Raw genomic sequence first — 12,180 nt, 5'->3', positions numbered from 1 at the left:
CTGGACCGGGTGCTGCGGCGACTGGTCGCCCGGGGTGCGGTGGTGGTGCTGGCCGATGGCACCCTGCTGCACACCCGCCGCCGCACCGGCCGGGACAACCGCCGCAACTACAGCGGCAAACACAAACACCACGGCCTCAACGTCCAAGGTCTGACCGACGAACACGGCCGGCTGGTCTGGGTCTCAGCGGTGCTGGAAGGCAAGACCGCCGACATCAGCGCCGCCCGCCACCACCGGCTACGCGACCGCATCCACACCCACGGCCTGACCCCGGCCGCCGACAAGGGATACCAGGGCTGGCACAAAGACGTCCGCGACACCTCCGACTGCGACCACTGCGACGGGCCGTGTGAACAGGTCGTGCTCACCCCCTACAAGGCCGAAACCAACCGGCCACTCACCGACGCCCAGAAAACCGCCAACAGCGTGTTCAACGCGATGCGCTGCGCGGTCGAGGGCGGCTTCGCCGCCCTCAAAACCTGGCGCATCCTCGACAAACTCCGCCTGCGCGCCCGCCACGCCACCACCCTCATCCGCGCCATCCTCGTGCTCACCCAGCACGAACAGCACGTCCGCGACACCACAACCTGACCATTACCCCACCCCGTCAACCCCACCCCACCAGCACAAACCAGGATGAAAAATCCCCATTGGGGCGCTTGGGGCGAGGGGGAGAACGGGAGCGTCAGGTGAGGCGGGTGGTGCGGCTCGCTACGGCGCCCGCCACCACGGCCCATACCACGAGCACGCCCAGCGGTCCCCAGGCGAACGTCCCGTCCACCAGTGCCGCCCGCAGGCCCTCCGCCAGCGCGCCCGAGGGCAGCAGCGAGACGATCACCCCGACGCCGGACGGCATCGTCGAGGGCGCCAGCAGGATCCCGCCTGCCAGCAGCAGCACGAACCACACGATGTTCGCCAGCGCCAGCACCGCCTCGGCCCGCAGCGCGCCGCCGAGCAGCACGCCCAGCGCGCCGAACGCCAGCGTCCCGAAGAACAGCAGCACCACGGCCGCGAAAACCCCGGCACCCGACGGCGACCAGCCGAGCAGCAAGGCCACCACGCCGATGATCACCGACTGCAGCGCTACCACGACCAGCGCCGCCACGACCCGGCCGGCGACCAGCAGCCAGCGCGGCAGCGCCGTCGCGGAAAGCCGTTTCAGGACGCCGTATCGCCGGTCGAAGCCCAACGCGATCGCCTGGCCGGTGAACGCCGAGGACATCACCGCCAGCGCCAGCACACGCGGCGTCATCCAGTCCACTTTGGACGTCGAACCGAGCTGGGCCGCCGGGAGAATGTTCAGCAGCGACAACCCGATCAGCAGCGCCAGCGGGATCAGCAGGGTCAGCAGGATCTGCTCACCGTGCCGCAGCGTCAGGCTCGCCTCGACGCGCGCGTGGGTGCGCAGCATGTGGCCGAGCGAGCCGCGGCCCGGCGCGGGAGTGAACGTACCGGCGGGGAAAGTCATCATGCGATCGACTCGCTTCGCGAGACAGTGTTCGATCCCTTTTGGCGCATGATATCCATGATTCGCTCGCAAGCGTCGCTCATGCGCGCAGCTCCCGTCCGGTCAGCTCCAGGAAGACTTCTTCCAGCGTCCGCCGCCCCACCTGCAGTTCCTCCGGCAGCACGCCCTGCTGCGCGCACCACGACGTCACCGCGGACACCACCTGCGGGTCGACGGCGCCCTCGACGAGGTACGTGCCCGGCGAGGACTCGCGGACCACGTACCCCTCGGGCAGCGCGGCGCTCAGCAGCGCGGTGTCGAGCCGCGTCCGTGCCTTGAACCGCAGCTGCGCGGCTTCGCCGTTCTCCACCGTCAGCGTCTGCGGCGAACCGGCGAGGACGACCTTGCCGTGGTCGACGATCACGACGGAATCGGCCAGTGTTTCGGCCTCCTCCATGAGGTGCGTGGTGAGCAGCACGCTCACGCCGTCGGCGCGCAGCGCCTGCAGCAGGTCCCACACCAGGCGCCGCGCCTGCGGGTCCATCCCGGCGGTCGGCTCGTCGAGGAACACCAGCTCCGGCCGCCCGATCAGCGCGCACGCCAGCGAAAGGCGTTGCTGCTGCCCGCCGGAGAGCCGCTTGAACGGCGTCCGCCGCGCGGCGGCGAGGCCGAGGACGTCCAGCAGCCAGGCCGGGTCGAGCGGGTTCGCCGCGCACGACGCGACGAGCCGCAGCATCTCGCCTGCCCGGACGCCCGGATACGCGCCACCGCCCTGGGGCATGACGCCGACGCGGGGCCGCAGCGCCGCCGACTCGCGGGCGGGGTCGAGGCCGAGGACGCGCACGGAACCGGCGTCAGGACGCAGGAAGCCTTCGCAGATCTCGACGGTGGTGGTCTTGCCCGCCCCGTTGGGGCCCAGCAGTGCGAGCACGGACCCACGTTCCATCCGCAGGTCGAGACCGTCGACGGCGGTGGTGGGACCGTAACGCTTCACCAGGCCGGTGATCTCGACGGCGGGGGCACTCACAACTACTCATGGTATTCCGTAGCGCTGATGCCTCGTTCCCAGGGGCGGGGAGGAAGCGCGGCAACGACGGTGGTGGGCGGCCACTGTGCCGTGCTCGCGGTGGGTTTCGCGCATTGTCGGCCCCCTTGGATAACTTGCTGTGCATGTCCCGTTACCGGCTTGTGCCCACGTCTGACCAGGTGGTCGGGCTGCTCGAGCATTGTCGTCACGCCCGTTATGTGTGGAATCTTGCCGTCGAACAGCATGCACACTGGCAGGGAGGACGCGTGTCAGCTCCGGGATTTGCCGAGCAGTGCCGCCAGTTGACCGAAGCTCGTGCGGAATTCGCGTGGTTGCGGGCGGGATCGGCGACGGTACAGCAGCAGGCGTTGCGGGATTTCGCGCAGGCCGTGCGGAACTTCTTCGGCGGGACCCATGGACGGCCCGGCTGGCGCAAGGCCGGTGTGCGTGAAGGTTTCCGGCAGGTCGCGGTAAAGCCGGAGCACGTGCGGCGGGTGAACCGCCGACATGGCCAGTTGTGGGTGCCGAAGGTCGGATGGGTCCGGTTCCGCTGGTCCCGCACTGTGCCCGAGGGGGTGAAGTCATACCGGATCGGCCGGGACCAGGCGGGCCGCCGGCACGTCGCGTTCGCTGCTGTCCCCACTCCCGTGCCTGCGCCCCGCAACGGCGAGCTGGTCGGCGTCGACCGGGGTGTAGCGGTGTCGGTCGCCTTGTCGACCGAGGAGCTGTTCCACGCACCCACCTTGACACCAGGTGAGAAAGAGCGGCTTCTGCGGTTGCGACGCCGTCTGGCCCGTGCGAAGCGGGGCTCGAACCGTCGCCGCAAGGTGAAGACGGCGATCGCCCGCATGACCGCCAGGGCGAAGGATCGGCGGAAGGACTGGGTGGAGAAGATCTCCGCAGAGCTTGCCCGCCGCTTCGACCGGATCCGCGTCGAAGACCTGGTGATCAGGAGCATGACCAGGTCTGCAAGGGGAACCGCGAAGCAGCCGGGTGGCCAGGTTCGACAAAAAGCTGGTTTGAACCGGGCGATCCTCGCAAACGCCTGGGGTATGCTCGTTGCCCGCTTGGAGTGCAAGGCTCCGGGCAGGGTGGAAAAGATTCCCGCCGCGTACACGTCCCAAACCTGCGCGGCCTGCGGGCACTGTGCGCCGGAAAATCGCAAGAGCCAAGCGGTTTTCCGGTGCACAGCCTGCGGGCACCAGGCCAACGCGGACGTGAACGCGGCTATCAACATCGCCGCCGGACGGACGGTGACAGCACGCGGAGACCTCGGCATCAGCCGGTCCGTGAAGCGTGAACCTCGACCCGCTACCTCCTCGCCGGTTGCGTAGAAGGGTTGAAATCTCCCGTTTCATACGGGAGAGGGCGTCAAGATACGGCCTCGGCGCTCGCGGAAAGCTTGGGGGACGGTCTCGACAGCAGAAGCGGCGACTGCCTGCGCACGATCGCCAGTCCGGTGAGGACGACGAGGATCGCCGCGCCGTACGCCCACGGCAGCACGTACGAACGGCCGTCGAAGGTGCTGCCGGTCGGAGGCAGCAGGAACGGCAGGCCCGCGCTGATCACCGTCGCGACGATCCGGAACCGCGACGTCCCGGCCGCCGCGGCCAGCGGGATCACCGCCCACAGCACGTACCACGGCTGCAGGTTGATCTGCAGGATCGTCACCGCGCCCAGCGCGACGCCGAGGCCGATGATCGGGCGGTAGCGCCATTTGAAGCTGTCCCACAGGAACTTGACGGTGATCAGGCCCGCGACGATGAAGCCGAGGGTGCCGAAGATCGGCACCAGCGCGTTGGTGTGGTTGCCCAGGCCGAGCGTGATGCCCAGGACGCCGTCGAGCTGGGCGAGCTCGGCGGTGGGGGAGATCCAGCTGCGGACCAGCCCCGGGGTGTTGAACGTGGTGCCGATCCAGCCGAAGCCGAGCCCGGTGCCTTCGCACACCACCACGAGGAGGACGCCGAACAGCGCCGCCATCGGCAGCGCGGCCAGCACGAGGTCCTTGATCCGGCCGTGCCAGCGCCGCGCGACCATCACCGTCAGGAACGGCAGCGCGACCACGGGCAGCGCCTTCACCGCGACCCCGAGCGTGATGACGGCCACGCCGAGGCCGATGAACAGCAGTTCCCCCTTGGCCAGCGGCGGGGGACTGTCGCCCTTGATCCGCACCGGCAGCCGCCGGATGCCGACCTCCAGCCCGGCGACCATGAGCCCGATGGCGAGCGAGTCGTTGTGGGCACCGGCGATGAAGTGGAAGATCAGCAACGGGTTCGCCGCGCCCAGCCACAGCGCCGTCGCGGGCTGGACGCCGAAGCGCCGCGCCAGCCTTGGCAGCGCCCAGATGATCAGCACCACGCCGATCAGCGCCAGCCCGCGCTGCAGCAGCACGCCGAACACGATGTTGTTGCCCGCGAGCGGCGCCAGCCAGCCGCCGAGGCGCAGGTCCAGCGGCCCGTACGGCGCGGGCGTCTCGCGCCACATGTTCGACACCCCCGCGGTGAGCGGGTCGGCGACGCCGAGCGCCTGCGCGGGGCCGAGTGTGTACGGGTCCATCCCGCGGTGCACGATCTCGCTCTGCGCGAGGTAGCTGTAGACGTCGCGGGAGAACAGCGGCGGGATGACCAGCAGCGGCGCCACCCACATCGCGATCGTACGGGCGAGCTGGGCCTGGCTCGCCAGGCGCGCGCGGTCCGGCCGGGCGAACCGGCCGAGCATCAGCCAGCTGATCACCAGGATGCCCATGCCGGCGAAGGCGATCGCGAGCGACACCGTCGGAATGCGGGTGAACAGCCGCAGGACCGGGATCTCCTGCACCGGGTTGAGCACCGGTGCCGCGCCCGCGCCGAGCGAGCCGAGCGCCAGGAAGAGCGCGCCGACCGTGCCGAACCGTCGCACGACGTCCAGGCCGCGCCGTTCGCACTGGTCAAGGGGCTCCGGTTCGAGCGGGCCGACGGGCGAGGGCACGTCCGGGAGGGTCGTCACCGGAATACCGTCGCCGCGGGCCGTGTCTTCCCCAGGGTCCCGCTGCGCGGGGTGCTCGCCGACTGCCACGCCACGAAGCGTATCGACTCGACTTGAGGGTGACTCGGGTCACTGCCACACACCCCGCCTTTGAAGTCCCGGAGGAAATAAGACACACTTGTGTTGTGAAAAAGACGGGAGCGGGTGAGCAGGTGGGTGACGACACGTACTCCGCCGGGGTTCCCCCTGTTCCCGTGCAGGTCAGCGCCGAGGGCCGGACCCGGCACGAGGTCGCCCGGCTGCTGCTCGAGCAGGGCCCGATGACCGCGGTGACGGTCGCCGAGCAGCTCGGGATCAGCCCGACGGCGATCCGCCGCCATCTCGACGCGCTTCTCGCGGATGGCGAAGCCGAGACGCGGGACGCGCCGCGCCGCGGGCCTCGCGGACGGGGCCGTCCGGCGAAGCTGTTCCTGCTCACCGAGGCCGGTCGAGCCCGCTTCGGGCACGCCTACGACGACCTTGCCGTGTCGGCCATCCGGTTCCTCGCCGAGCACGCGGGCGAGGACGCCGTACGCGCCTTCGCCGAACGTCGCGTCGCCTCGCTCGTCGAGCCGCACCGCAAGGCGATCGCCGGCGAGGACGACCCCGCGGCGCGGGCCGAGGCCCTCGCGACCGCCCTGACCAGGGAGGGCTACGCTGCGTCGACCCGTCAGGTCGGCGTTCCCGGCGCGCCCGCCGCACATGTCGGGGCACAGCTCTGCCAGCACCATTGTCCAGTCGCCCATGTCGCCGCGGAGTTCCCGCAGCTGTGCGAGGCCGAGACCGAGGCGTTCGCCCGGCTGCTCGGCACGCACGTGCAGCGGCTGGCGACCATCGCGCGCGGTGACAACGCGTGCACCACACACGTACCCGTCGCCACGGCGGGTAGCCCGGCACCACAAGAGCCGGGGAGCACAGAGCGTCCGGGGGCGGTCCCACCGCCGACCGGACGTAAAGCACGGATCCCGAATGGAGGGAAACCCGCATGACTGCCGCTGCCGAGCAGCGCACTCCCACCACCGCGCCACTGAGCCAGGAAGAGACCATCGAGTCCCTTGGCAAGTACGCGTTCGGCTGGGCGGACTCCGACGAGGCGGGCGCCAGCGCCCGTCGCGGGCTGAACGAGGACGTCGTCACCGACATCTCCTCGAAGAAGTCCGAGCCGGAGTGGATGCGCGAAGCGCGACTGAAGGCGCTCAAGCTCTTCGAGAAGAAGCCCATGCCCAACTGGGGCGCGGACCTCTCCGGGATCGACTTCGACAACATCAAGTACTTCGTGCGGTCCACGGAGAAGCAGGCGACCTCCTGGGACGACCTGCCCGAGGACATCAAGAACACCTACGACAAGCTCGGCATCCCCGAGGCGGAGAAGCAGCGCCTCGTCGCCGGTGTCGCGGCGCAGTACGAGTCCGAGGTCGTCTACCACCAGATCCGCGAGGACCTGGAGGAGCAGGGCGTGCTGTTCCTGGACACCGACACCGCGCTCAAGGAGCACCCGGAGATCTTCCAGGAGTACTTCGGCTCCGTGATCCCGGCCGGTGACAACAAGTTCTCCGCGCTGAACACCGCGGTGTGGTCCGGCGGCTCGTTCATCTACGTGCCGAAAGGCGTGCACGTGGAGATCCCGCTGCAGGCCTACTTCCGGATCAACACCGAGAACATGGGCCAGTTCGAGCGGACCCTGATCATCGTCGACGAAGACGCCTACGTGCACTACGTCGAGGGCTGCACGGCGCCGATCTACCAGTCCGACTCGCTGCACTCGGCGGTCGTGGAGATCATCGTCAAGAAGGGTGCCCGCTGCCGCTACACGACCATCCAGAACTGGTCGAACAACGTCTACAACCTGGTCACCAAGCGCGCCAAGTGCGAAGAGGGCGCGACCATGGAATGGATCGACGGCAACATCGGTTCCAAGGTGACGATGAAGTACCCGTCGGTGTTCCTCATGGGCGAGCACGCCAAGGGCGAGGTCCTGTCGGTCGCGTTCGCGGGCGAGGGCCAGCACCAGGACGCGGGCGCGAAGATGGAGCACCTCGCGCCGTACACCTCCTCGACCATCGTGTCGAAGTCGGTGGCACGCGGCGGCGGCCGGACCTCCTACCGCGGCCTGGTCAAGGTCGCGAAGCGGGCCCACCACTCGCGGTCCAGCGTCGTCTGTGACGCGCTGCTGGTCGACACGATCTCGCGGTCGGACACCTACCCGTACGTGGACATCCGCAACGACGAGGTGTCGATGGGCCACGAGGCGACGGTGTCGAAGGTCAGCGAAGAGCAGCTGTTCTACCTGATGTCCCGCGGTCTCGACGAGGCCGAGGCCATGGCGATGATCGTGCGCGGGTTCGTCGAGCCCATCGCGCGCGAGCTGCCGATGGAGTACGCGCTCGAGCTGAACCGCCTGATCGAGCTCCAGATGGAAGGGTCCGTCGGCTAGTCATGCCCGTTACCGAGAACAACGTTTCCTCCGCGATGCGTGAGGGGGTCGTCGTCCCGGCGACCTCCCGCGCGGAGCGGTTCACCTCCTACGACGTCGAGGCCTTCGAGGTTCCCGGCGGTCGTGAGGAGAACTGGCGCTTCACCCCGATGAAGCGGCTGCGCGGCCTGCACGACGGCGCGGCCGCCTCGGGTGAGATCACCCTGGACGTCGAAGCGGCGCCCGAGCTGAAGATCGAGACCGCCGGCCGTGACGACGCGAGGCTCGGCGAGGCCGGCGTGCCGAGCGACCGGATCGCCGCGCAGGCGTACTCCTCCTTCGCCAAGGCCACGATCGTCACCGCGCCGAAGGAGACGCAGGCGTCGAAGCCGTCCGTGCTGCGGATCCACGGCCCCGGCGAGGGCAAGGTCGCCTACGGGCACCTGCAGGTCCGCGCCGAGGCGTTCGCCGAGGCCGTCGTCGTGCTCGACCACGTCGGCTCCGGCACCTACGCGGACAACGTCGAGTTCGTGATCGGCGACGGCGCGAAGATCACCGTGGTCAGCGTCCAGGACTGGGCCGACGACGCGGTGCACGTGTCCGAACAGCACCTCAAGCTCGGCCGCGACGCCACGCTCAAGCACATCGTCATCACCCTCGGCGGCGACCTGGTCCGGGTCTCGCCCACCGCGACTTTCGCGGACAAGGGCGGCGACGTCGAGATGCTCGGCCTGTACTTCGCGGACAAGGGCCAGCACCAGGAACACCGCCTGTTCGTGGACCACGCGGTCGCCAACTGCAAGTCCCGCGTGATGTACAAGGGCGCGCTGCAGGGCGACGACGCGCACACGGTGTGGATCGGGGACGTGCTCATCCGCGCGGCCGCCGAGGCGACCGACACCTACGAGCTCAACCGCAACCTGGTGCTGACGCCGGGGGCCCGCGCGGACTCGGTGCCGAACCTGGAGATCGAGACCGGCGAGATCGAGGGCGCCGGGCACGCGAGCGCGACGGGAAGGTTCGACGACGAGCAGTTGTTCTACCTGCAGTCGCGCGGAATCGGGGAAGAGGCGGCGCGGCGGCTGGTCGTGCGCGGGTTCTTCCACGAGATCCTGGTCAAGATCGACGTCCCCGAGGTGCGCGAGCGCCTCGAAGCCGCGATCGAGGCCGAACTCGAAGCAGTCGGCGCCTGACGCCCGTCCGTCCACAACAGACTTTTAGGAAAGAAATGGCAACGCTGGAAATCAAGGATCTGCACGCGTCGGTGACCACCGACGAGGGTGCCAAGGAGATCCTCAAGGGCGTCAACCTGACCATCCGCTCCGGTGAGACGCACGCGATCATGGGCCCCAACGGCTCGGGCAAGTCGACGCTGTCCTACGCGATCGCCGGGCACCCCAAGTACGAGGTCACCTCCGGGCAGGTCCTGCTCGACGGTGAGGACGTGCTGGAGATGAGTGTCGACGAGCGCGCCCGCGCGGGCCTGTTCCTCGCGATGCAGTACCCGGTCGAGGTGCCGGGCGTGTCCATGTCCAACTTCCTGCGCACCGCGGCCACCGCGGTCCGTGGCGAGGCCCCCAAGCTGCGCCACTGGGTCAAGGAGGTCAAGGAGGAGATGGGCAAGCTCGAGATCTCGCAGGAGTTCGCCGAGCGCTCGGTCAACGAGGGCTTCTCCGGCGGTGAGAAGAAGCGCCACGAGATCCTGCAGCTGGCGCTGCTCAAGCCGAAGTTCGCGATCCTCGACGAGACCGACTCGGGCCTCGACGTCGACGCGCTGCGGGTCGTCTCGCAGGGTGTCAACGACTACAAGGCTTCGAGCGAGGTCGGCGTCATGCTGATCACGCACTACACCCGCATCCTCAAGCACATCACCCCCGACTTCGTGCACGTCTTCGCCGGCGGCAAGATCGTCGAGTCGGGTGGCAGGGAGCTGGCCGACGAGCTGGAGGAGAACGGCTACGTCAAGTACGTCGGCAAGGCCGAAGCCGCCGTCTGACGTTTCGTTCGCCCCGGAAGCCCTGACTACACCGAGAGGAGTCGAGCCGATGACCACCACCTCGGCCAGCTCTGTCCCCTTGGACGTGACGGCGCTGCGCGCCGACTTCCCGATCCTGTCGCGCACCGTGCGTGACGGGAAACCGTTGGTGTATCTGGACTCCGGGGCGACCTCGCAACGGCCGACACAGGTTCTCGACGCCGAACGGCACTATGTCGAGACGTCGAACGCGGCCGTGCACCGCGGCGCGCACCAGCTCTCCGAGGAAGCCACCGACGCCTACGAATCCGCCCGCGCGCGGATCGCGGAGTTCGTCGGGGCGGAGCCGGAGGAACTGGTGTTCACCAAGAACGCCACCGAGGGCATCAACCTCGTCGCCTACTCGATGGGCAACGCCGCCACGGCCGGTCCCGAGGCCGCGCGCTTCGTCGTCGGCCCGGGTGACGAGATCGTCATCACCGAGATGGAACACCACGCGAACCTCGTGCCGTGGCAGCAGCTCTGCCAGCGGACCGGGGCCACGCTGAAGTGGTTCAAGGTGACCGCCGAGGGCAGGCTGGATCTGTCCGATGTGGACGATCTGATCACGCCGCGCACCAAGGTGGTCGCGTTCGCGCACCAGTCCAATGTGCTCGGTACGGTCAACCCGGTCTCGCTGCTCGTGGAGAAGGCCAAGGCCGTCGGCGCGTTCACCGTGCTGGACGCCTGTCAGTCGGTGCCCCACTTCCCCGTGGACTTTCACGCGCTGGGCGTCGACTTCGCCGTGTTCTCCGGGCACAAGATGCTCGGCCCGTCCGGCATCGGAGTCCTTTATGGACGCCAGGAGCTGCTCGCCGCGATGCCGCCGTTCCTCACCGGCGGGTCGATGATCGCGCTGGTGAAGATGGAGGGCACGACGTTCGCCCCGCCGCCGCAGCGGTTCGAGGCCGGCGTGCCGATGACCTCGCAGGCCATCGGGCTCGGCGCGGCCGTCGACTATCTGTCGGCGATCGGCATGGACCGCGTCGCGGCGCACGAGCATGTGCTCGCCGAGCGCGCGCTGGCCGGACTGAGCGCGATCCCGGGCGTGCGGATCGTCGGGCCGGCGGATCTGGAGAGCCGCGGCGCCACGATCGCGTTCGAGATCGACGGCGTGCACCCGCACGACGCCGGTCAGGTGCTGGACAGCCTCGGCATCGCGGTCCGGGTCGGGCACCACTGCGCGTGGCCGCTGCACCGGGCCTGCGGGGCGCAGGCGACCGTGCGTGCCTCGTTCTACCTCTACAACACACTGTCCGAAGTGGACGCCCTGGTGGCGGGTGTCCGCGAGGCGCAGAAGTTCTTCGGGGTCGCGTGACCATGAACCTGGAGAGCATGTACCAGGAGATCATCCTGGACCACTACAAGAACCCGCACGGGCGCGGCCTGCGCGAACCGTTCGACGCCGAGTCGTTCCAGGTCAACCCGACCTGCGGCGACGAGGTCACGCTGCGCGTCAAGCTCGACGACGGGAAGGTCGCCGACATCTCCTACGAGGGCCAGGGCTGCTCGATCAGCCAGGCCTCGACCTCGGTGTTGACGGATCTCGTCGTGGGGCACACTGTGGAGGAGGCGTTCACCACCATGGACGCCTTCGTGGAACTGATGCAGGGCAAGGGCAAGGTCGAACCGGACGAGGACGTGCTGGAGGACGGCGTCGCCTTCGCGGGTGTCGCGAAGTATCCGGCGCGGGTCAAATGCGCGTTGCTCGGCTGGATGGCCTTCAAGGACGCGGTAGCCCGAACCACCAGTGGAGCTGAAACGGCATGACGACTGCTGTACCTTCTGGGGGCGACCCCCAGACCCCCGAGACGACCACCACGGTCACCGAGACCCCCGAACACCGCGAGGGCCGCACCGCCGCCGATCTGCCGGAGCAGGCGGCCCCCGCCGCCGACGTCGCCAAGGTCGAGGACGTCGAGGAGGCGATGCGGGACGTCGTCGACCCCGAGCTGGGCATCAACGTCGTCGACCTCGGCCTCGTCTACGACATCCGGGTCGAGACCGACAACACCGCGACCATCGACATGACGCTGACCTCGGCGGCCTGCCCGCTGACCGACGTCATCGAGGACCAGACCGCCTCGGCGCTGACGTCCGGCGGGCTGGTCAGCGACTTCCGGATCAACTGGGTCTGGATGCCGCCGTGGGGCCCGGAGAAGATCACCGAGGACGGCCGCGAACAACTGCGCGCCCTCGGCTTCACCGTCTAGCTTGCGTCGTGGGGGGGGGGGGGGCGGTGGTGGGGGAGGGGGGCCGGGGGGTGGAGGGGGGAG

General features: G+C 69.0%; 12 protein-coding genes. 9 read left to right on the top strand and 3 right to left on the bottom strand.

Annotated features, from left to right (window positions below; translation table 11 throughout):
- The coding region (locus tag ACFW0G_RS40565) for a transposase family protein (RefSeq protein ID WP_378330853.1) at positions 1-591 on the top strand (591 nt) is incomplete at its 5' end.
- Between the two features lie 94 nt (positions 592-685).
- Here the strand turns inward: ACFW0G_RS40565 and ACFW0G_RS40560 are convergent.
- Both ACFW0G_RS40560 and ACFW0G_RS40555 read right to left on the bottom strand, forming a co-directional pair.
- Complete coding sequence (locus tag ACFW0G_RS40560) at positions 686-1,471, bottom strand: ABC transporter permease (protein ID WP_378330852.1); 786 nt, start codon at positions 1,469-1,471, stop codon at positions 686-688.
- Between the two features lie 76 nt (positions 1,472-1,547).
- Entirely contained in the window at positions 1,548-2,474 is a 927-nt protein-coding gene (locus tag ACFW0G_RS40555) for an ABC transporter ATP-binding protein (RefSeq protein ID WP_378330851.1), read from the bottom strand.
- A gap of 143 nt (positions 2,475-2,617) precedes the next feature.
- Here ACFW0G_RS40555 and ACFW0G_RS40550 point away from each other — a divergent pair, with 143 nt between their 5' ends.
- Entirely contained in the window at positions 2,618-3,808 is a 1,191-nt protein-coding gene (locus ACFW0G_RS40550; protein ID WP_378330850.1) for an RNA-guided endonuclease InsQ/TnpB family protein, read from the top strand.
- 37 nt (positions 3,809-3,845) lie between these two features.
- Here the strand turns inward: ACFW0G_RS40550 and mptB are convergent, their stop codons facing one another.
- A complete protein-coding gene (mptB, locus tag ACFW0G_RS40545; protein WP_378330857.1) occupies positions 3,846-5,465 on the bottom strand; it encodes a polyprenol phosphomannose-dependent alpha 1,6 mannosyltransferase MptB in 1,620 nt (539 codons plus the stop codon).
- Positions 5,466-5,623: 158 nt separating this feature from the next.
- Here mptB and ACFW0G_RS40540 point away from each other — a divergent pair, with 158 nt between their 5' ends.
- Genes ACFW0G_RS40540 through ACFW0G_RS40510 form a run of 7 tightly spaced genes read left to right on the top strand, consistent with a single transcriptional unit; the run spans position 5,624 to position 12,117 of the window.
- Positions 5,624-6,466: a helix-turn-helix transcriptional regulator gene (locus tag ACFW0G_RS40540; RefSeq protein ID WP_378330849.1), complete on the top strand. Its 843-nt coding sequence runs from the start codon at positions 5,624-5,626 to the stop codon at positions 6,464-6,466.
- A complete protein-coding gene (gene sufB, locus ACFW0G_RS40535) occupies positions 6,463-7,911 on the top strand; it encodes a Fe-S cluster assembly protein SufB (protein WP_378330848.1) in 1,449 nt (482 codons plus the stop codon). Before ACFW0G_RS40540 ends, sufB begins: the two co-directional genes overlap by 4 nt.
- Before the next feature lie 2 nt (positions 7,912-7,913).
- Entirely contained in the window at positions 7,914-9,083 is a 1,170-nt protein-coding gene (gene sufD, locus ACFW0G_RS40530) for a Fe-S cluster assembly protein SufD (protein ID WP_378330847.1), read from the top strand.
- A gap of 35 nt (positions 9,084-9,118) precedes the next feature.
- Entirely contained in the window at positions 9,119-9,886 is a 768-nt protein-coding gene (gene sufC, locus ACFW0G_RS40525; RefSeq protein ID WP_378330846.1) for a Fe-S cluster assembly ATPase SufC, read from the top strand.
- A 49-nt stretch (positions 9,887-9,935) separates the two neighbouring features.
- Positions 9,936-11,222: a cysteine desulfurase gene (locus ACFW0G_RS40520; RefSeq protein WP_378330845.1), complete on the top strand. Its 1,287-nt coding sequence runs from the start codon at positions 9,936-9,938 to the stop codon at positions 11,220-11,222.
- A 2-nt stretch (positions 11,223-11,224) separates the two neighbouring features.
- Positions 11,225-11,674 (top strand): Fe-S cluster assembly sulfur transfer protein SufU, encoded by a 450-nt coding sequence (sufU, locus tag ACFW0G_RS40515; protein ID WP_378330856.1) that lies wholly within the window; start codon positions 11,225-11,227, stop codon positions 11,672-11,674.
- Positions 11,671-12,117: a metal-sulfur cluster assembly factor gene (locus ACFW0G_RS40510; RefSeq protein ID WP_378330844.1), complete on the top strand. Its 447-nt coding sequence runs from the start codon at positions 11,671-11,673 to the stop codon at positions 12,115-12,117. Before sufU ends, ACFW0G_RS40510 begins: the two co-directional genes overlap by 4 nt.
- The last annotated feature ends 63 nt before the right edge of the window (positions 12,118-12,180 follow it).

It is taken from the genome of Amycolatopsis sp. NPDC058986, assembly GCF_042741125.1.
Classification (GTDB): Bacteria; Actinomycetota; Actinomycetes; order Mycobacteriales; family Pseudonocardiaceae; genus Amycolatopsis.
This window is presented reverse-complemented; position numbering and strand designations above follow the sequence as displayed.